General features: G+C 66.2%; 19 protein-coding genes. 10 read left to right on the forward strand and 9 right to left on the reverse strand.

The genetic code is table 11. From position 1 onward, the window contains the following. Nucleotides 1–1,301 (reverse strand): YcjX family protein (locus VKP01_RS00470; protein ID WP_414706477.1); only part of this gene is annotated, 1,301 nt, incomplete at its 3' end. Between the two features lie 93 nt (nt 1,302–1,394). Continuing rightward, nucleotides 1,395–2,330, reverse strand: a complete 936-nt coding sequence (locus tag VKP01_RS00475; protein WP_324409679.1) for a DMT family transporter — start codon at nt 2,328–2,330, stop codon at nt 1,395–1,397. A 214-nt stretch (nt 2,331–2,544) separates the two neighbouring features. Between VKP01_RS00475 and VKP01_RS00480 the strand changes: the two genes are divergently transcribed. Beyond that, the gene (locus VKP01_RS00480) at nt 2,545–4,149 is read left to right on the forward strand and encodes a S10 family peptidase (RefSeq protein ID WP_324409680.1); all 1,605 of its coding nucleotides are present in this window, start codon (nt 2,545–2,547) and stop codon (nt 4,147–4,149) included. Nucleotides 4,150–4,155: 6 nt separating this feature from the next. On the opposite strand, the gene VKP01_RS00485 is transcribed toward VKP01_RS00480, so the two are convergent. Continuing rightward, on the reverse strand, nt 4,156–6,936 hold the full coding sequence (locus VKP01_RS00485) for a bifunctional diguanylate cyclase/phosphodiesterase (protein WP_324409681.1): 2,781 nt from the start codon (nt 6,934–6,936) through the stop codon (nt 4,156–4,158). Between the two features lie 131 nt (nt 6,937–7,067). Next, nucleotides 7,068–7,691: a 2-hydroxychromene-2-carboxylate isomerase gene (locus VKP01_RS00490; RefSeq protein WP_324409682.1), complete on the reverse strand. Its 624-nt coding sequence runs from the start codon at nt 7,689–7,691 to the stop codon at nt 7,068–7,070. Between the two features lie 158 nt (nt 7,692–7,849). Here VKP01_RS00490 and VKP01_RS00495 point away from each other — a divergent pair, with 158 nt between their 5' ends. Next, nucleotides 7,850–9,082: an argininosuccinate synthase gene (locus VKP01_RS00495; RefSeq protein WP_074443179.1), complete on the forward strand. Its 1,233-nt coding sequence runs from the start codon at nt 7,850–7,852 to the stop codon at nt 9,080–9,082. Between the two features lie 67 nt (nt 9,083–9,149). Here the strand turns inward: VKP01_RS00495 and VKP01_RS00500 are convergent, their stop codons facing one another. Then, nucleotides 9,150–9,857: an LOG family protein gene (locus tag VKP01_RS00500; RefSeq protein ID WP_324409696.1), complete on the reverse strand. Its 708-nt coding sequence runs from the start codon at nt 9,855–9,857 to the stop codon at nt 9,150–9,152. A gap of 281 nt (nt 9,858–10,138) precedes the next feature. Here VKP01_RS00500 and VKP01_RS00505 point away from each other — a divergent pair, with 281 nt between their 5' ends. Genes VKP01_RS00505 through VKP01_RS00540 form a run of 8 tightly spaced genes read left to right on the forward strand, consistent with a single transcriptional unit; the run spans nt 10,139 to nt 17,241 of the window. After that, a complete protein-coding gene (locus VKP01_RS00505; protein WP_324409683.1) occupies nt 10,139–10,633 on the forward strand; it encodes a Na+/H+ antiporter subunit E in 495 nt (164 codons plus the stop codon). Beyond that, complete coding sequence (locus VKP01_RS00510; RefSeq protein ID WP_324409684.1) at nt 10,630–10,944, forward strand: monovalent cation/H+ antiporter complex subunit F; 315 nt, start codon at nt 10,630–10,632, stop codon at nt 10,942–10,944. Before VKP01_RS00505 ends, VKP01_RS00510 begins: the two co-directional genes overlap by 4 nt. Next, complete coding sequence (locus VKP01_RS00515; protein WP_324409685.1) at nt 10,944–11,279, forward strand: monovalent cation/H(+) antiporter subunit G; 336 nt, start codon at nt 10,944–10,946, stop codon at nt 11,277–11,279. The genes VKP01_RS00510 and VKP01_RS00515 overlap by 1 nt, the downstream gene beginning before the upstream one ends. Then, on the forward strand, nt 11,276–12,214 hold the full coding sequence (locus VKP01_RS00520; RefSeq protein ID WP_324409686.1) for a hydrogenase subunit MbhD domain-containing protein: 939 nt from the start codon (nt 11,276–11,278) through the stop codon (nt 12,212–12,214). The genes VKP01_RS00515 and VKP01_RS00520 overlap by 4 nt, the downstream gene beginning before the upstream one ends. Continuing rightward, entirely contained in the window at nt 12,211–12,552 is a 342-nt protein-coding gene (locus tag VKP01_RS00525) for an NADH-quinone oxidoreductase subunit K (protein WP_324409687.1), read from the forward strand. The genes VKP01_RS00520 and VKP01_RS00525 overlap by 4 nt, the downstream gene beginning before the upstream one ends. Beyond that, complete coding sequence (locus VKP01_RS00530) at nt 12,549–14,051, forward strand: complex I subunit 5 family protein (protein WP_324409688.1); 1,503 nt, start codon at nt 12,549–12,551, stop codon at nt 14,049–14,051. The genes VKP01_RS00525 and VKP01_RS00530 overlap by 4 nt, the downstream gene beginning before the upstream one ends. Beyond that, nucleotides 14,048–15,511 carry a proton-conducting transporter membrane subunit gene (locus tag VKP01_RS00535; RefSeq protein ID WP_324409689.1) on the forward strand — a complete coding sequence of 488 codons (1,464 nt, stop codon included), beginning with the start codon at nt 14,048–14,050 and terminating at the stop codon, nt 15,509–15,511. Before VKP01_RS00530 ends, VKP01_RS00535 begins: the two co-directional genes overlap by 4 nt. After that, nucleotides 15,508–17,241: a complex I subunit 5 family protein gene (locus VKP01_RS00540; protein WP_324409690.1), complete on the forward strand. Its 1,734-nt coding sequence runs from the start codon at nt 15,508–15,510 to the stop codon at nt 17,239–17,241. Before VKP01_RS00535 ends, VKP01_RS00540 begins: the two co-directional genes overlap by 4 nt. Before the next feature lie 6 nt (nt 17,242–17,247). Here VKP01_RS00540 and VKP01_RS00545 read toward each other — a convergent pair whose 3' ends face one another. The 4 genes from VKP01_RS00545 to VKP01_RS00560 form a co-directional block, all read right to left on the reverse strand. Then, a complete protein-coding gene (locus VKP01_RS00545) occupies nt 17,248–17,937 on the reverse strand; it encodes a CBS domain-containing protein (protein ID WP_324409691.1) in 690 nt (229 codons plus the stop codon). Nucleotides 17,938–18,176: 239 nt separating this feature from the next. Then, nucleotides 18,177–18,923, reverse strand: a complete 747-nt coding sequence (locus VKP01_RS00550) for a peptidase (RefSeq protein ID WP_324409692.1) — start codon at nt 18,921–18,923, stop codon at nt 18,177–18,179. Between the two features lie 23 nt (nt 18,924–18,946). Next, on the reverse strand, nt 18,947–19,792 hold the full coding sequence (locus tag VKP01_RS00555; RefSeq protein WP_324409693.1) for a transglutaminase family protein: 846 nt from the start codon (nt 19,790–19,792) through the stop codon (nt 18,947–18,949). 45 nt (nt 19,793–19,837) lie between these two features. Further along, a partial coding sequence (locus tag VKP01_RS00560; protein WP_324409694.1) for an alpha-E domain-containing protein occupies nt 19,838–20,542 on the reverse strand: 705 nt, incomplete at its 5' end.

Below are 20,542 nucleotides of genomic sequence, written 5' to 3' on the forward strand. Positions count from 1 at the left end.
GCGAAGACGCGCGTGGGATCCTCGGGCAGGTCACCGGGAAAAACCGCTGCTTCGCTCGCCCCGTCGAAGAGTGTATCGCCGATGCGCTCGCCCGCCTCCGGCGTACCGGCAACGGCGCGATGGATATCCGCGCCATCGCGCACCGTCGTCTCGTGCGTGGCGCGAAGCGCGGCGATCGCGACGGCGCCGACTTCGCCGCCCGCAGCACGCATCCGCCGGATCGCGCGCTCCACGAGATGGCGCAGGATCGCCTCCAGCCGGCGATGCTGCGTCTGATGCAGATGATCGGCCTTGGTCGCGGCGAAGAGGATGCGCTCCGTGCGTGGCGCGAAGAGCCGCGTCAGCCAGCTGTTGCGCCCCGCGCGCATGGCGAGCAGAACCCGGTCGAGGGCGTGCTCCAGTTCCGCGAGGGCCTGTGCGCCGCCATCGAGGGCGCTCAACACGTCGACCAGCACGATCTGCCGGTCCAGATGCCGGAAATGATCGCGGAAGAACGGCGCGACCACATGGCGTTTATAGGCGTCGAAGCGTCTTTGCATCAGTGCTCCGATGCTGCCGCGCACGGGCGCCGTGTCTGCATCGAGGATCAGCGGCGCAAAGGTCAGAGCCGGCGATCCCGCCAGATCGCCCGGCATCAGGAAGCGCCCGGGCGGCGTCGTCGCGATCGCTTCCGGCCCCTGACGCAGGGCTTGCAGATAGGCCTTGAAGACCTCGGAAAGCCGGTCGATGCGCTGCTCGTCCGCCGGCGCTGCGGGATCGAGCGCGTCGATCTGCGCAAGAAATGTTTCCGCGATCGCAGCGCGTTCGGGCTGGCGCGCCTGTGCTACCACCTCACGCGACCAATCCGCGAAGCTTTCATCCATCAGGGTGAGGTCGAGCAGCCATTCGCCCGGATAGTCGATGATGTCGAGGGCGAGGCGCGCAGACCCGCTCAACCAGCGTCCTGCGCCTCGTTCGTAATCGATGGCCAGCCGCAACTGGCTTATGCGTGATGTGGATTCCGGCCATTGCCGCGCCTGCGTGAGCCTCGCGAGGTGTTCTTCATAAGTGAAGCGCGGAACCGCGTCGTCGGGCTGTGGCACCAGCCGCGCGCGCCGTAGCCGCCCCTCCCCGCTCGCCCGCAGGGCCGGCAAGTCGCCCTGCGTGATCAGATGATGGACGAGCGCAGTCGTGAAGACCGTCTTGCCCGAACGCGCAAGCCCTGTCACGCCGATACGCAGCACGGGGTCATAGGTATTGCGCGCAGCCCGGCCGAAATGCTGGAGCGCGTCGATGGCGGGGCGGATCGGTGTTGGCGGCAGCAAGGATCAACTCGGTTCGAAACGGTTGCCGGGAATGTAGACCAGTTTGACGCAAAACGCATCGCCGACGGGCGCGCTGCATCCCTTTCGCGATCATGTCACACGCCGCAAGCGCTCCTCGCGCGCGCTCTGCAAGGTAATGGCGATGCCGCTGAAGACGATCGCGCCGGCGCCGACAAAGACCCATAGATCGGGGATCTCGCCGAAAAAGACCATGCCGTAGACGAATGCGAAGAGCAGCGTCGCGTAATAGAACGGCGCCACGAAACTCGTCTCACGCAGGCGAATAGCCGCCATGAAGAGCAGCTGGCCCGTCACCATCAGCGAGCCCGTCATCGCCATGGCGAAGAGCTGCCAGCCATCGGGCAGGATCATCACCGGAGCCGCGATCAACAGGGTCGCGAGGCAGCCCCCGGCATTGGCGATGGCAAGCACGGTCAGCGATCCGTCGCGACCGGCGAGCGCACGGATTGCCGCGACTTCGGCGCCGATGAACAAGGCGGCGCCGAGCGCGAACAGCCCCTCCCAGCCAAAGGCGGCACCGCTGGGGCGCATCATCACGAGCACGCCGGCAAAGCCGATCGCGGCAAAAAGCCAGCGCCGCCCGGATATGCGATCACCCAGAAACAGGGCCGCGAGCAGCATCGCCACCAGCGGGTTGGCCCAGGCGATCGCCGTCACGTCCGCGAGCGGCAGATGGGCGAGTGCAGCGAACATGCAGATGACGCCGCTCATGCCGAAGATCACCCGAATCGCATGGATATGCGGTACGGCGGTGCGAAAAACGGGGCCGCGCGCCAGCAGGATCCAGGGCAGCAGGGTGAGGAAGCCGAAGAGGAAGCGAAAGAACGTCACCTGCTGCGGCGGCATGGCACCATCGACCTGAGCCCCTTTCGCGAAGGCATTGGCGGCTGCGAAGAATGCGCAGGCAATCAGCGTCAGTGCTGCGGCGCGCAGGGCACTTGCCGGCGCCGCGACAGTGATTTCGCCTGAAGCGGCGGAAGGTGGTTTCGCATCGGAGATTCGCATGCCGGGCCGTTCCCTGCTCCACGAAGCGGATGCTAGAACGCATCCGCGCGCTCCGATAGTGCTTTTGCGGCATCCAAGGGTCACCGCGGTGAGCGCCTGCGCTCGGCTGCGCTGATTGATCCCGCCACATTGTCGCTGCAACCATGCTGCTCCATCTGCCGCAACGATGACGCAAATCCGCATGGTCCGGGAAACGACCAGGGAAGGATCGCACATGCCTGCCGCCACCGCCGACACCGCCATGACCCCGCCTGATCGCTCACGATGCCGGGGCGGCTCGGCGCTGCCACGCCACCTCAGCCGCATCCTCGTGCTCTGCACTACGCTCATGCTCGCGATGCCGCTCGCCGCCCGGGATAACGGCGATGCGCGCGAGGATACGAACGGTGCCGCCAACGGGCCGGCGCAGCAGATTTCCCGGGCGACGGGCCTGCCAGCGACTTCGGTCACCCGCCACAGCATCGACACCGATGAGGGCCAGCTGCATTTCACGGCACGGGCCGGCGCGCTGACCCTGCGCACGGATCGCGGGGAAGCGCGCGCGGACATCGCCTATGTCGCCTACATGCGCAGCGATGCCGAGGGGGAGGCAGATACCGCCCGCCCGGTGACCTTCGCCGTCAATGGCGGGCCGGGCGCGGCTTCGGCCTATCTGCATATCGGCGTGCTCGGGCCCTGGCGGCTGCCCATGGGCAGCGAGACCATCAGCCCCTCGCAGGACGTCGCCCTCGTCGACAATGCCGAGACCTGGCTCGCCTTTACCGATCTCGTCTTCGTCGATCCGGTCGGGACGGGCTTCAGCCGGCTTGCGGAAAATGATCGCGGTTCGCGCGAAGAATTCCTCTCCGTCGATGGCGATATCGAGGCGCTGGCCGATTTCATCGCCGACTGGCTGCGCCAGCGCGGGCGTGTCGCATCGCCTGTCTATTTCATCGGCGAGAGCTATGGCGGCTTTCGCGGACCGCTTCTGGCCGACGAGATGCAGAGCGAGACGGGCATCGCGCTCTCGGGCATGACGCTCGTCTCCCCGGTGCTCGATTTCGGCTGGCGCGAACAGCCCGCCCACGCGCCCCTGCCGCGCGTCGCGCTGCTACCCTCCCTCGCCGCCGCCGCGATGGAGCGCGATGGCGGGATCGACATGGAAAGACTACGCGCGGCGGAAGACTATGCCGAGGGCGCATTCCTCGCCGACCTTCTGCGCGGCCCTGGCGACGCGGCGGCGGTGGCGAGGATCGTGGAGAATGTGAGTGACCTCACCGGGCTTGATCCGGATTTCGTGTCCCGCCATGGCGGGCGGCTCGACGTGCAGGTTTTCGCCCGTGAATTCGCCCGTGACGATCAGCGCATCGCCAGCATCTACGATACCGGCGTGACCAGTGACGATCCGTTCCCGCAAGCCGCATTCTCGCGTGCGAGTGAACCCGTGCTCGACGCCATGACGGCGCCGCTGACCCGCGCCATGCTCGATCTCTATGCCACACGCCTCGACTGGCTGCCGAAGCGCCGCTACATCCTGCTCAATAACGGCGTCAACCGGGCCTGGGATTTCGGCTCGGGGCGACGCCAGCCTGAAGCGCTCACGGCTCTGGCGCGTTCGATGGCGCTCGATCCCGCCTTCGACGTGCTGGTCGTGCACGGGCTGACCGATCTCGTCACACCCTATTTCGAGACGCATCTGGTGCTGCGCCAGCTGCGCCCCTTCGGACCGGGCGAGCGGCTGCGCGAGGCGCAGTATCCGGGCGGTCACATGTTCTACAATCGGGATGATTCGCGCGCGGCGTTCCGCGCGGACGGGCGCTGGCTCTACGGCGGCGAATGACGGCGCTCAGGCACCGGCGGCGCGCTGCACCCGGGCGATGACGTCCTTCGGGCCCTCGTCCGAGCGGGCCACGGGTGCGACACGCCATTGCTGTCCGCGCGCAAAGCCGGTCAGAGTCGCCGCCGTCATCGGGCGGGCGAAGGCATAGCCTTGCAGCACGTCGCATCCCATACGCTGCAGGGCCGTGGCGTGATCCATCGTCTCTACCCCTTCGGCAACGATGCCGATGCCGAGCGAGGCGCCGATATCGACGATGGAGCGTACCAGCTTGCGCTGGCGGGTCGAATCCAGGATCGGCGCGATGAACTGCCGGTCGATCTTGAGGCGCGCCGGCTGCAACTTCATCAGGCTGACGATGGAGGCGTAGCCGGTGCCGAAATCATCGATCTCGATATCGATGCCCAGCCCCTTGATGGCTTCGATATTGGCCATCGCAACCTCGTCCTCCTCATCGAGAAAGATCGATTCGACCAGTTCGAAGGCGACCACACCCGGCGCGATATCCATTCCGCCGAGCTGTGCGATCAGTTCCTCGTCATGCAGGCGCCGGGCCGAGACGTTGACCGAGAGTTTGGGAATGACGAGTCCCGCCTCACGCCAGGCGGCATGGTCACGCAGCCCCTGCTCCAGAACGAGGCGATCGATCGCGGTGACGACGTTGAGCTCCTCGGCCACCCGCATGAAGCGATCCGGCGCCAGCAGGCCGAGGATGGGATGGCGCCAGCGCACCAGCGCCTCGACGCCGACGATGTCGCGGCTGCGCGCATCGAATTGCGGCTGATAGAAAGCCTCGAATTCGTGATTCTCCATGCCGCGCAGGATGTCGTCGGCGAGCTTCTTGGTCTCGACGATTTCCGCCTGCAGCGCCTGCGTGAAGAATTCATAGCGGTCGCGCCCGCGGCTCTTGGCCCGATAGAGCGCAATATCGGCGTTGACGAGCAGCCGCTTGCCGACGGATTCGTCGCCGCTGACGCAACGCGCGCCGTGCGCGATGCCGATACTGACGCCGAAGCGGCATTCATGCCCCTCGAAGACGACCGGGCGGCGCATGGCCTCGACGATCCGTCCGGCGAGCGCCGACAGGGCAGCCTCATCGCGATTGGTGCAGAAGACAACGAATTCGTCACCGCCGACGCGGGCCACGAACATGTCCGCATCCGTCTGGGAACGCAGCACCTCGGCCGCATGGACCAGCATGGCGTCACCGGCTGCATGGCCCAGCGTGTCATTGATCTGCTTGAAGCGGTCGAGATCGACATGAAGCAGGGCCAATCGCGTTTCGCCGCCATATCCGGCAATCGCCTCCCCTCCATCGATGATCTGCGCGACACCCGGCCCGGCCTTGCCGAGCAGGACCCGGTCGAGATAGCGGCGATTGGGCAGACCCGTCAGCGAGTCATGCAGGGCATTGTATTCGATGCGCCCCTTGGCCTGCTCGAGCGCACGAGAGCGCGCTTCGGCGAGTTCCTTGGCGCGGGTGATGTCCTCGGTCAGCGCATGGTCGCGCGAGACATTCCAGTTCACGCCCACGAGCCTGCGCTGTCCGTCGGCATCAGCCTGAATCGTCGCGATGGCGCGGATCCAGCGGACCTCTGCGCTGCGTGTCATGATGCGGAATTCGGTCTCGTAGCGTCCCGTTTCCTCGATGCATTCGCGCAATTCCTCTTCGGCCCGCGCCAGATCATCGGGATGCAGGCGCTCACGCCAGATATCAACATGGCGCGCTGCGCCCGGCGCGACATCGTAGAGCTCGTGCATACGCTGATCCCAGATCAGCTCGCCGGTGTGCAGATCGAGCTCCCAGATGCCGATTTCGGAGGTGGTGAGCGCCAGTTCGAGACGCTGGGAGAGCAGCCGCATCTCTTCCTCGCGATGCGCCAGCGTCTGCATGTGGGCCTGCCGCTCGCCCATAAGGCGTCCGGCGAACCAGATCGGCAGGATGATGATGGCGCCCGCGATCACGATCAGAAGGCGCAGCGCCCAGATATGCGCCATGTCGTGCCGCCAGCCGCCGGGCGGAGTGGCCGCGAGACGCCAGGTTCCGGTCGGCAGGATCACGTCGACATAGACGGGGTCCTGCTCGATGACGTCCGCGTCTCCGAAGAACACGTCGCCGCGTGCACCGCTGCCGTCACGCCCCATGAGAGCAATGTCGAGATCACTGTTCCACAATCCGCTCTGCCAATAGAGCTTGTCGGCATCGATGACCGCTGCGGCAATGCCCCAGAAACGCGGGTCGGCGTCTTCATCGGATATGAAGATCGGGAAGCGGCCGATGAAGCCCCGACCGCCCTGAACCAGATCGACCGGTCCGGCGAGGATCAGACGGCCCGTATCCCTGGCGCGCAGGGCGGCCTCCCGCTGCGGACCGGGTTTGCTGTAATCAAGGCCCAGAGCGGCGCGGTTGCCGACGAGCGGATAGACCATGTTGACCACGAGATCGGGCGCGAGAGCGATATTGCGCAGTTCGTTGTCGCCCCGGATGAGACTCGATGCGAGGCTGTCGAAACGCGCCTGATCGAGATCGGGCTCGCTCTCGATCACGGTGACGAGGCCACGCACCAGCTGGACATTGGCGTTGATGCCGCCTTCGAGCTTGGCGCGGATGACGCTGACCTTGTCGAGCACCTGCGCGCGCATGCTCTGTTGGGCGAGAGTCCGGGCCTGATGCTCGGCGAAGATCCAGGCCGCCACGATGACCACGAGCGCGACGATGACGGGCAAGGTCGTCGGCTGCAGCGGGCGGCTGCGCCAGGTCATTCGCTTGTCGGTTCGAATTCGAGCCAAGGGACACTCCGCGAAACGCCCTTTTCAGGGACGTTTCACGCTGCGGCAAGGCCGTGAATTTCAGGTTAAAACGTCGCAGGTCCGAAAGATGAACCGCGAAACCCCCAAAAATACAATCGCAGATGAAGCGCCTACCGCAAATCGCCCGGTCGTTCCCCCGTCGCCCAGGCCAAGGCTGCCTCAAGGCGATCATTGCCCCAGAACATCTCGCCATCCTCGCTGAAGAAGGTCGGAGCGCCGAAGATGTGGCGCGAGCGGGCTTCTTCAGTCAGCGCGCGCAGCCGGGTTTTATTGGCGTCACCGGTGGCCGCCTTCATGATCACGTCCGGATCGAGGCCGCAGGTCTCCAGAATCGCGCGCACGGCGGAGGGTTCCTCGATGGAGCGGCCTTCGCCGAATTCGGTGCGATAGACGGCACGGGTGAATTGCGGCCCCCAGGGCTCGTCCGCGCCGAGGAGCGCCACCCGTGTCGCCGTCAGGCTGTTCTGGGGGAAGGGTGCGGGCTTGACCAGCGGCAGGCCGATCCGGGCAGCCTCGCGCGCCATGTCGCGCCACATGTAGCGCCCCTTGGCGGGGTAGAGATTGAACGGCGAGGTGTTCCAGCCCTGCGTGGAAAAGATCGGCCCCAGCAGGAACGGGCGCCAGCGCACGACGACGCCGGCCTCGCGCGCCGCCTCCTCGATGCGCATGGCAGAGAGGTAGGAATAGGTCGAGGCGAATTCATACCAGAATTCGATGACCGGAGTGCGCGCCATGAGGGCATCCTTCGAATCGATCTGCACAGGGTGAAGGCTAACGGCGAAACCCGCAAGCGGGTTGCGTCCTTCGCGGTTGCGTCCGGGCCGCTTGTGCTTATAAACACAGCCATCACCCCTCCCGATGAAATTCGGCGAAAACAAGTTCGAGACCGTCCATGACCGACAAGCGCGTGAAGAAAGTGGTGCTGGCCTATTCCGGCGGCCTCGACACCTCGATCATCCTGAAATGGCTTCAGACGACCTATGGCTGCGAGGTGGTGACCTTCACTGCCGATCTCGGCCAGGGCGAGGAGCTCGAGCCCGCACGCCAGAAGGCGCTGCTGCTCGGCATCAAGGAAGAGAACATCTTCATCGAGGATCTGCGCGAGGAATTCGTGCGCGATTACGTCTTCCCGATGTTTCGCGCCAATGCGGAATACGAGGGCGTCTATCTGCTCGGCACCTCCATCGCCCGCCCGCTCATCTCGAAGAAGCAGATCGAGATCGCCGAGAAGGTCGGCGCCGATGCGGTGGCCCACGGCGCCACCGGCAAGGGCAACGACCAGGTGCGCTTCGAACTGGCATATTATGCGCTCAAGCCCGATGTCACGGTGATTGCGCCGTGGCGTGAATGGGACCTTCTGTCGCGCACGAAGCTGATCGAATTCGCCGAGCAGCACCAGATTCCGATTGCGAAGGACAAGCGCGGCGAGGCGCCGTTCTCGGTCGATGCCAATCTCCTGCACACCTCCTCCGAGGGCAAGGTGCTGGAAGATCCCGCCGACGAGGTGCCCGATTACGTCTATTCGCGCACGATCGGCCCTGAAGAGGCGCCCGATGAGCCGACGGTGATCACCATCGGCTTCGAGGAGGGCGATCCCGTCTCCATCGACGGCGAGAAGCTCTCCCCCGCCAGCATGCTCGAACACCTCAACCAGCTCGGCCGCGAGAACGGCATCGGGCGGCTCGATCTGGTCGAGAACCGCTTCGTCGGCATGAAGAGCCGGGGCATGTACGAGACGCCGGGCGGCACCATCCTGATCACGGCGCATCGCGCCATCGAATCGATCACCCTCGATCGCGGCGCGGCGCACCTCAAGGACGAGCTGATGCCGCGCTATGCGGAGCTGATCTATAACGGTTTCTGGTTCTCGCCCGAGCGCGAATTGTTGCAGGGTCTGATCGACAAGAGCCAGGAATTCGTCACCGGCGAGGTCCGTCTCAAGCTCTACAAGGGCAATGTCATCGTCATCGGCCGCACAAGCCCGTTCTCGCTCTACGATCAGGATCTGGTGACCTTCGAGGAAGGTGCCGTCGCCTATGACCATCGCGACGCGGAGGGCTTCATCAAGCTCAACGCCCTGCGCCTGCGCACGCTCGCGCAGCGCAAGAAGCGGTTGGGTGGCTGAACGCGGCTGCGCAGAAATGCAATGACTGCGGCCAAGGGCAGCAATTTCGAAAACGGGCGTCGGGGTCTCAGGTAAGCCCGCCGCTTTTTTCCTGCGCTTCGAGCGGGCCGGCATGGGCCTTCAGGCCGGCTGCGACGAGTGTCGACCAGACGGCTTCCGCGTCGTCGGCGAAGCTGAACAGGTCGAGATCGGTCGGAGCGATCATGCCGTGCTCGGCCAGCACCTCGAGATTGACCACTGCCCGCCAATAGGCCTCGTCGAAGAGCACGATCGGCAGGCGCGGGGCCTTCCTGGTCTGCACCAGGGTGAGCAGCTCGAACAACTCGTCGAGCGTGCCGAATCCGCCGGGAAAGATCACCAGCGCATTGGCCCGCATGGCGAGGTGCATCTTGCGGATCGCGAAATAGTGGAAGCGGAAGGTGAGTTCCGGCGTCGCCCAGGGATTGGGCTCCTGCTCGCGCGGCAGGGTGATGTTGAAGCCGATCGAGGGTGCACCGGCCTCGTGCGCACCGCGATTGGCCGCACCCATGATACCGTGACCGCCACCAGTGGCGATGACGTTGTCGCGCGTTTCCGCTGCCGTATGCAGGGCTCCGCCGCGCTGCGAGGCGATCCGCCCGAATTCGCGCGCTTGGGCATGCCAGTACGACTGGCGACCGGGCCCGTCGGGCCGCACACGGGCACTGCCGAAGACCACGATGGTGGAACGTACCCCCCATTCCCGCAAGAGCTGCTCGGCCTTGGCGTATTCCAGCATGAAGCGCACGCCGCGCATGGAATCGCCGAGCAGGAAATCCTCGTCCAGCGCAGCGAGACGGTAGGAGGGCGAGGCGATATGGGCATCGTTCTGGGGATCGGCGCCGCCGGAACCCTCTCGCGCCGGAGTCTTTTCAACCATGGCATTTCCTCCGATTCGTTTTCACGATAGTGCCACGAGCGCCTTGCGAAAGGCTTGTTGAATCGCGCGATCCGGAACCCTGACGGCTTGCGCGGGGTTTTGCATCGGCTACGCTTCGAATCGGATCAATTGCGAGCGGCAGGCACCAAGGGGGTAACGTGACGCCGAAACGGGGTCTGATCATCGCCAAGCGCGCGGGATTCCTCGCCGCGATCTGGCTGATTCTGACGGGCGCCGATCCCGGCGGGCTCGCCATCGGTGGCGTCGCGGCCCTCGCGGCGACGGCGCTGAGCCTCATGTTGATGCCGCCGCGCGCCGGGTTGGCCTTGTGGCCGCTCGTGGTGATGCTGCCGGGCTTCCTCTGGCGCTCGCTGATGGGCGGTGTCGATGTGGCGCGCCGGGTCTTCGATCCGCGCATGCCGCTCACTCCGGGCTGGAAGATCGTGCGCACGCGCCTGCCGGATGGCGGCAAGGTGGCGCTCGGGGGTGAGTTCAGCCTGATGCCGGGCACCCTCGTCGCCGGCGCGAAGGGCGACCGGCTGCTGATTCATATGCTCGATACCGGGCAGGATATCGCCGGGCAGATCGCGCACGAGGAGGCGGCCTTCGAACGGGCCCTGCGCAACGACGCAAACCACCGGGAGGCGGAGTGAGCAGCTGGTATCTCCTCCTCGCCACCGGCATGCTCCTGACCATCGGCGGCGCGCTGTGGCGCGTCTGGCGCGGGCCTGATCAGGCGGACCGGATGATGGCGGCGCAGCTCGTTGGCAGCGGCGGCGTCGCGACCATTCTGCTGCTCGCCGCCGCGACGCAGGAATGGGCGATGCTTGATGTCGCCCTGGTCCTCGCCCTGCTCGCGGCGCTCGCGGCCATCGCCTTCGTCAAGAGCGTACGCGGTTCGGGGCGCGGCGATCCGGAAGATGATGCGCAACCGGACGCGGCACAAGCTGACGAGGCGCCTTGATGAGCGATCTCTTCACCATCGTGATGACGGCGGCGGGGCTCATCTTCTTCGCAGCCGGGACGCTCGGCCTGATCCGCTTTCCCGATACCCATAGCCGCCTGCACGCCCTCACCAAGGCCGACAATCTCGGTCTCGGCCTGATCGCGCTGGGTCTGACCGTGCAAATGCCGGGCCTTGCCGATCTGTTCAAGCTGGTGCTGATCTGGGCGCTCGCCATCCTCGCCGCCGGCGCGACGGCGCAGCTCGTCGCCCGCGTCGCGGCACCGGCGGATCTGGGGGAGGAACCGCGATCGCCCACGGACGCGACCGGTGACGGGGAGACGCGCCGGAGATGATCGCCTCGCTTTTCGATCTGACCCTGTGCCTGCTCATCCTGGCCGTCGCCGGCGCGGCGGTTTTCGGACGCGCGGCCTTCATGGCGGTGGTTTTCTTCATCGTCTACGGCATCCTCATCGCCATCGCCTGGTTACGGCTGGGCGCCATCGATGTCGCGCTGGCTGAAGCCGCGATCGGAGCGGGGCTGACCGGGGTGCTGTTGCTCGCGGCGCTGTCACGGATCATGCGCAACATCGATGCGCCGGAACCCGCGCCCGTCCTGGAAGGCAAGACGATCGCAACGGGACTGGCGAGCCTCGTCGTGACGGCCCTCGTCGCGCATGCCTTCCTCACCCTGCCCGAACCACGGGGATTACAGAGCCGCGTCACGGCCAATCTCGCCGATGCGGGGGCGGAAAACCCCGTCACGGCGGTACTCTTGAATTTCCGGGGCTGGGACACGCTTCTGGAGAGCATCGTGCTGCTCGCGGCACTGCTGGGTGTCTGGACGCTGGCGCGCGATGACGCCTGGAGCGGGCGGGCCGGCTTGCGGCATGTGACGCGACCGGGCGGGGTTCTGGCCCAGTTCGGGCGCATTCTCCCGCCGATCGGGCTGCTGGTCGGGATCTATCTCGTCTGGGCCGGAAGCAAGCAGCCCGGTGGCGCCTTCCAGGGCGGGACGGTGCTCGCGGCCGTGTGGATCGTCACCATCATGGCCGGGCTGATGCAGGCCCCGCGCGTGGCTGATCGCGCCCTGCGCGCCGCGCTCGTGATCGGCCCCGTGATCTTTCTGGCGCTTGCCGTGGCGGGCGTGTTCGCAGGTGCGTTCCTCGTCTTTCCGCCCGCACATGCCGGCTGGCTGATCCTCGCCGTCGAGGCGGTGCTGACGCTCTCCATCGCGGCGACGCTCGCCATGCTGATCTTCGGCCCGCCGGAAGGGGAAGAGAAGCGATGATCGCGCCATCCGCTTCCCTGCTCTACGGCCTGTGCGGCGCGGTCCTGATCGGGCTCGGGCTCTATGGTTTCGTGGCGCATCGCCGCCTGATCCGGCGGGTACTCGCCTTCAACGTGATCGGCTCGGGCATCTTCCTTCTCTTCGGCGCCAGCGCCTATCGCGATCCGGCGGCGGGGGCCGATCCGGTGCCGCAGGCGATGATCATCACCGGCATCGTCGTGGCGCTCGCAGCCACCGCGCTGGCGCTCGCGCTGATCGTCGCCCATGCGCGGTTGGCGCAGAGCGGGGCCCTGCCCGAGGACGAGACGCATGAAGACGGCAGCGAGGACGCGCCGTGACCGATTCCGCACTCTCCCCCGCCATCGCGCTCGCGCTGATCCTCACCGCGCCACTCTTCGGCGCCCTCGCCGCCATGGTGACGGGCCGGCGCGGCGCTGGGATCGCGCTGGCCACGATGACCGCCACGGGTATCGGCATCGTGACCCTGCTCGTCATCATTGCCGGGGACGGCGACTTCACCCTCGCCATCGGCGGCTGGGAGCCGCCGCTCGGGATTCAGTTGCGCGCCGACGGGCTTGCCGCCGGCTTCATCACCACGACGGCGCTGGTGATGGGCGCCATCCTCGCCGTTGCGGGCAAGCCCTTCGGAGCGGGCGCGACTGAGCGGCGCGGCGCCTATACCTTCTGGCCGCTGGCGCTGCTGCTCTGGGGCGCGCTGAATGCGATCTTCCTCTCGGGCGATCTGTTCAATCTCTATGTGGGGCTCGAACTCCTGACCCTCGTCGCCGTAGCGCTGGTCGGGATCGAGGGCAAGCGCGAGACGCTCGCGGCAGCCCTGCGCTACATGATGTTCGCGCTGATGGGCTCGCTGCTCTATCTGCTCGGTGCGGCTTTGCTCTACGCGGCCCACGGCACCCTCGACATCGCGTTGCTCGCCGCCCGTGTCGGGAACGCGCCGGGTGATATCGTCGCGGCGGCTGCGATCACCGCCGGGCTTGCGGCGAAGACGGCGCTGTTTCCCTTTCATTCCTGGCTGCCGCCGGCCCATTCCGGCGCCCCGGCACCGGCCAGCGCCATGCTCTCGGGGCTCGTGCCGAAGGCGTCCTTCTATATCCTGCTGCGCTTCTGGTTCGAGGCTGCACCGGATATCGCCGGCACCGGCGTTTTGACGCTGCTGGGAGGGCTCGGGGCGCTCGCCATGATCTACGGCTCGCTGCTGGCGCTGCACCAGAACCGGCTGAAGCTGATCATTGCCTATTCGACCGTGGCACAGCTCGGCTATCTCTTCTTCGTCTTCCCGCTGGCCGGCGGCACCTCGGCGGCCCAGCCCTGGGCTGCGGGGGCCTGGAGCGGGGCGGTCTTCCACGCGCTCTCGCATGCCATGGCCAAGGCGTCGATGTTTCTGTGCGCCGGCCTGATCATCGAGGCGATCGGGCATGACCGGCTGCCGGGGATGAAGGGGATCGTGCGCGCCATGCCGATGACGGTCTTCGCCTTCGCACTCGCCGCCATCACGCTGATGGGCCTGCCGCCGAGCGGGGGCTTCACCGCTAAATACCTGATGATGACGGCCTCCTTCGCCGCCGGTCAGCCCTTCTGGGCGCTGATGCTGATCGTCGCCGGCCTGCTCGCGGCGGCCTATCTCTATCGCCCCCTCGCCCTCGCCTTCGCCCTGCCCGACGCGGATGCACCGGTGCCCGGAGCCGTCTCGCGGGCGCGTCAGGCGGCGCCACTGGTGCTCGCGCTCGCCGCCATCCTGCTCGGCATTCTCTCCGCCGGCCCCTTCGCCTTCATCCGGATCGGGCGTCCCGGCGCGGCGGTGGAGGGGCTGGAATGACGGCGTTGCTCCCCGTCCTGATCCTCATCACCTCCCTGATTCCGGCGATCGCGACCTTCTTCATCGCGCAGGAGAATGCCGGCTGGCGCAACGGGCTCAATCTCGGCGGTGCTCTGGTCAAGCTCGGCCTGATCGTCTTCATGCTGAGCGAGGTGGCCGGCGGTGCGCTCTACGAGGCGCGGCTGGAATTCGTGCCGGGATTGTATCTGCTCTTGCGCGTCGATGCGCTGTCTTTGCTCTTCGTCACGCTTTCCGCCGTTCTCTGGCTTCTGACCACGATCTACGCCATCGCCTATTTCGGCCCAAAACCCGATCTCTCGCGCTTCTTCGGCTTCTTCAGCCTGTGCGTCTTCGCCACGACGGGAATCGCGCTGTCGGGCACGCTCGTCACCTTCTTCATCTTCTACGAGCTTCTGACGCTGAGCACCTGGCCGCTCGTGGTGCACAAGCAGGACGAGAAATCGATCGCCGCCGGGCGCTCGTATCTGTTCTATGCCTTGCCGGCGAGCGGCGTGCTTCTGATCGCGATCATCTGGCTGGAGAGCGCCACCGGGCCGATCGAATTCGCCCGCGCGGCGGATCTGCGGCTTCTGGACGATACCAGCCTGCGGATCATCTTCGCGCTTTTCGTCACCGGGCTCGGGGTGAAGGCAGCGCTGGTGCCGCTGCATGGCTGGCTGCCTTCGGCCATGGCCGCGCCGGCGCCGGTGAGCGCGCTCCTGCACGCCGTCGCCGTGGTCAAGGCCGGAGCCTTCGGGTTCGTGCGCGTCATCTACGACGTGTTCGGGATCAGCCTCGTGACGGAGCTCGGCGTCGGTTTGCCGCTCGCGATTCTGGCCTCGGTCACCATCATCTTCGGCTCATTGCGCGCCCTGCAGCAGAACGAGATCAAGAAGCGGCTGGCCTATTCCACCGTCAGCCAGGTCTCCTATATCATCCTCGGCATGGCTCTGGCCGGCCCCTATGCGGCGATCGGGGGGCTCGCCCATCTGGTGCATCAGGGGCTGATGAAGATCACCCTGTTCTTCTGCGCCGGCATTTTCGACGAACGCGCCGGCATCAAGCGCATCGATCAGCTGAACGGTGTCGGCGCGCGCATGCCCTTCACCGCAGTCTGTTTCTCGCTCGGGGCGCTCGGCATGATCGGATTGCCGCCGCTGGCGGGCTTCGTCAGCAAGATCTATATCGGCATCGGCGGCATCCAGTCCGGTGCGCCCTGGGTGATCGGGGTGCTCGCGGCCTCGACGCTCCTGAACGCGGCCTATTTCCTGCCCCTGCTCTACCGGATCTGGTTCGGCGAGGCGCAGGATGACAGCCGCCCCGGCGAGCGCCCGCTCGGCATCATCGCGCCAGCGGTGATCACCGGGATCGCGGCCATCGCGGTCGGCCTGTTCGCAGGCTGGGATCTCAGTCCGCTGGCCTGGGCCACCCTCATCGTGGAGCGGGATTATTGGCCATGATGACACCTGACACCGCCGTGATCCCGTTCTGGCCGCAGGGGCCGGTCTGGCCCATGCTGATCCTGATCTGGCCGCTTCTGGTCGGCGCGCTGGCGGGCCTTCCGGGCCTGCGCGAAAAACCCCTGCGGCTGCTGCCGCTGGCGCCGCTCCCCGCCCTCCTGCTCGCGCTCGCGCGCCCTGCCGACGGGACGACGCTGGCGCCGGACGTGCTGCTCGGCGTTGTCCTGAAGACCGATACGCTTGGCCTGACATTGCTGGGCATGACGGCGGCGATCTGGCTCGCGGCGGGGCTCTATGCGCTCGCCTACATGAAAGCGCCGCGCAAACCCGCCGTCTTCACCGGCTTCTGGTGCCTGACGCTGACGGGCAATCTCGGCGTCTTCCTCGCCGCCGATGCGGTGACCTTCTACGTCTCTTTCGCCGCCGTCTCCCTCGCCTCGTATTTCCTCGTGGTGCATGAAGGCACGGCGAAAGCCCTGCGCGCGGCGCGGATCTATATCACGCTCGCGATCTTTGGCGAAGCCATGCTGCTGACCGGTTTCGTCATTGCCGTATCCGGCGCCGACAGCCTCCTGATCGCCGATCTGCGTGCAACGCTCGGTGCGCCTGCCGGCGAGGGGACGCTGCGCCCCGTCACGCAGGGGCTGGCCATCACGCTGATCATCATCGGTTTCGGCCTCAAGGCGGGCATGATGCCGCTGCATCTGTGGCTGCCGCTCGCCCATCCGGCAGCGCCGACACCGGCCTCCGCCGTGCTTTCAGGCGCCATCGTCAAGGCCGGCATCATCGGCCTGATCCGGTTCATGCCCGAAGGCGCGGTCGAAACCGGCACCGTGCTCATGATCATCGGCCTTGCGAGCGCCTATCTCGCCGTTCTGCTCGGGCTGACCCAGAGCAATCTGAAGGCCGTGCTGGCCTATTCCACGGTGAGCCAGATGGGGCTCGTCATCGCCGTGATCGGCGCCGGCATCGCCGCTTCCGATCCGCAGGCCCTCGCCTCTGCGGGCTACTATGCCATGCATCACGGTTTCGCCAAGGCGGCGCTCTTCCTCAGCGTCGGCCTGCTCGCGGCGACGCGTGGCGGCGCGCGGCGCGCGCTTCTGGCCGGCATCGCCATAATCTGCGCCTCGGTGGCGGGATTGCCCGGAACGGGCGGGGCTCTGGCCAAGATGGCGGTGAAGCCGGCTTTCGAGGGGTTCACGCTCTGGCTCGTCACCGCATCGGGGATCGGCACCAGCCTGATCCTGTTGCGCTATCTTGTGCTCGGCGCGCGCGTGGAAGCGGATGCGGCGCGCCCGCCGGCGCTGATGGCGGGGCCTGTCATCGTCATGGGGCTGTGTGCCCTGATCCTGCCATGGCTGGCATGGAGCGCCTTCGATCCGCGCCCGCTCGGCTATCTCGCCGGTGCGGGCGCGATCATCGACGGGATCTGGCCGGTCCTCGTGGCGCTTGCGCTCACAGGGCTCGCGCTCAGCCCCCCGCTCGCCGGGCGGATCCCTTCGCCGGCTATCCCGGAGGGCGATATCGCCGTACCACTGGAGCGCGGGGCGATCCGGATGATCCGGGCCGTCACCGAGATGGAACCGCCGGTGCCGCAGGCACATGAATGGCGCCGCGTCCTGCGCGTCATCGCCCCGGCGGAGGCGCTGGAGCGCCTCCTCCTCCCGTGGCGGGTCTCGGGACTGGTCATCCTCGCGCTGATCCTCGCGGTGGCGCTGATCAGCCTGTGAGCACGATCAGCCCTCGTAGACCGGGCGGAAGGTGAGATGATCCTCGACGCCGCGCACGCCCGGCGTCTCTTCCGCGATCAGCGTGATGGCGCGGCGCTCGGATTCGGCATCGATGAAGCCCCATAGATGCGCGACACCATCCTGCACGATGACATTGGTAAAGGCCCCCCAGGGATGCTTGCGCAATTCCTTCGTGATCGCGTCGCCGAGCGCGCGGTCATCGGCCGTGATCGATGCTTGCTGCGGCTTCGCCACGGCCAGACCACGCAGCAGGTTGGCCCTGGAAATCAGCCCCACGAGCTTGCCGCCGGCCAGAACCGGGACCCGCTTGATGCGGTTCTTCTCGAGCAGCCGCGCGATATCGCCGAGCGGAGTATCCTCGCTGACCGAGAGCACCTTGCGTGACATCACGTCCTGCGCCGTGCGCCCATGGCTGCGCGTGTAATTCTCGGCGGTATCGGGGGCATCACCAAGCAGACGCAGCCACCAGGAGCGCTTGGGCGGCGCATCACCGACAGCGCCGACATGGCTCATCAGATCACCCTCGCTGACCATCCCGACGACCTTCTCCTGCGCATCGACCACGGGAACGCCGCTGATGCGCTGGGAATAGAGTAATTGCGCGATGTCCTGCACGGCCGTATCCGGCTTTACGGTGACGACTTCGCTGGTCATGACGTCCTTGGCGGTGAGCATGATGATCTCTCTCCCTCGTGGACAGGTGGTTGTGGGGGATGCCGTGCCTGCGCAGCGGCTGGCGCTGGGCGCCGGCTGACCTGCCTCAACGTCACATTCCGCCTCGGACCGGGATCATGCATTGATATTGGTCAAGCTGCGCTGCGCGAGCACGGGTGGGGCAGGTGCTGGTGGGGCAGGTGCTGGTGGGGCGAGCGCAGCTGTGATCAGCCACCCGCGCGCGCATGAGGCGGACCGGCTCAGCGCTTCTGGCCGTAGGGCGGGCGCGGGATCGCCATATGGGCCGCGCGCAGGGCAGCGGACCAGCGCTCGCGCAGATCGTGGAAATAGGTCTCCCCGGCCTCGATGCGGTGCACTAGCTCGGCCTCGAGCGCGTCCCGCCGGATCACGGCGATATCGATCGGCAAGCCCACACCGAGATTGGAGCGCATGGTCGAATCCATCGAGATCAGGCCGATCTTGAGCGCGTCGTAGAGATCGCTGTCATAGCCCACCGCGCGATCGAGGATGGGCTTGCCGTATTTGTGTTCACCGATCTGCAGGAAAGGCGCATCCTGCCCGCATTCAATAAAATTGCCGGCGGCATAGACCATGAACAGCCGCATCGGCTCCCCGGCGATCTGGCCGCCGAAGAGGAAGGACACATCGAAGGAGAGTCCGGCCTCCTTCAGTCCCGGCTCATGGATGGATCGCACCTGCCGCACCGCGCGCCCCACGAGCTGGACCGCCTGGAACAGGCTGCCTGCATCCTCCAGCTTCTGGAGCGTCCCGGTCTCCGCGTCCTCGACCCCCTCTTCGAGGAGTCCGACGACGGATTGCGACATCGAGAGATTGCCAGCCGAAGCCAGGGCCAGCACGCGCGCGCCGGGCCTTTCGATGATCTTGAGCTTGCGATAGGTCGAAACATTGTCGAGGCCGGCATTGGTGCGCGTATCCGCGATCAGGACCATGCCCTGATCGAGCAGCAAACCGACGCAATAGGTCATGGCGGGTGCTCCTTGTGGGGCCCTCAATCCTGGCTCTGCCGCTGGCTCTGAACCGCCCCGTCGGCATCTTCGACGACAAGCTTTACCGCCATGCTCTCGCCACCGCCACCCCAGCGGCTGCCCCTGATGGGCGCCGCCCCCAGGTAATCGAGGCCGATCGCGATACGCACATGCGCATCCGTGGTCGAGATCCCGTTGGCCGGATCGAAACCGACCCAGCCAAGACCCGGCACCTTCGCCTCCGCCCAGGCATGGCCGGCATCCTGATCGGTCACACCGTCGATACGCACGAAATAACCCGAGACATAGCGCGCCGGAATGCCGAGGGATCGGGCGCAGCCGATGAAGATATGGCTCAGATCCTGACACACGCCCTTGCGCATGGCGAAAGCCTCATGCGCCGTCGTCGAGACCAGCGTCGGCTGGGTGTCGAAGGCGACCTCGCTATTGATCGCGTTCATCAGCCGATGCAGCGTGCCGAGAACATCGTTCCGGTCGTATTGCGCCACCTCCGCCGCAAAAGCCCGCAGGGCTTCGTCGGTCTCCGTAAGCAGCGTGTCGCGCAGGAAATAGAGATCGGGCGCGCGCGTCACGGCACCTTTGACGATGCCGTTGGTATCGAAAGTCTCGACCTCCCCGGTGACCCGCAAGGTCAGCGCCTCGGCGCCCGATTCTGCAGAGAAATGATGCACGATATTGCCCAGCGCATCCTCGGAACGGCGCAGCTGGCCATCGATGCTCGGCTCGATGCGCCAGCGCCGCACATGCTGCCCCTCATGTGCGCGCGGCGTCATCCGCAGAATCTGGATCAGGGCGCGGATCGGCGAATCGTATTCGTAATGGGTTTCGTGTTCGATGCGAACGCGCATGTAACCTCCGGGGCGGATGCGCCAGATCAGGGCCGTGGCGACGGGTCAGATCAGATATTGCTCCGTGATCTCGGCACCGAGCCTGTTGTTCTCGACGATGAACTCACCGACCCATTCATGCAAGCCGTGACCGAACACTTCCTCGATCCGCGAGGCGCCGAGCCGGGCGGAAGTCGTGGCGGCGAGGCGCTGCGAGCGCCCGCGCCGTCCATAGATGTCGGCGATCAGATCGAGATGACGCACGAGAGACTCGTAACAGCAGGCCAGCGAACGCGGCATCTGCCGGTTCAGGATCAGAAGATCAGCCACGTGCCACGGCTTCACCGCCTCGCGATAGACCCAGTGATAGGCCGTATGCGCCTGCACCTCGCGCAGGATCGTCGTCCATTGAAAATAATCGAGCGAACCGCCCACGCGCTCGGTCTCGGGCAGCAACACATGATATTTCACGTCGAGAATGCGCGCGGTGTTGTCGGCGCGCTCGATCGAGACACCCAGCCGGGTAAAGTAATAAGCGTCGTTGCGCAGCATGGTCCGATAGGCCGAGCCGTCGAAATGCAGCGAGACGGTCTTGGTGAATTCGAGGAAGTCGGAAAACGCGTCGCGATCCATGTCGTTGCCACGGCTGTTCTTCAGTTGCAGCCAGGCATCGTTGATGGTCTCCCACATCTCCGCCGTCAGCGCCGTGCGCACGGCGCGGGCATTGGTGCGGGCATATTCGAGACAGCTGCGGATCGAGGACGGGTTGTG

It is taken from the genome of Saliniramus sp., assembly GCF_035311605.1.
GTDB lineage: Bacteria > Pseudomonadota > Alphaproteobacteria > Rhizobiales > Beijerinckiaceae > Saliniramus.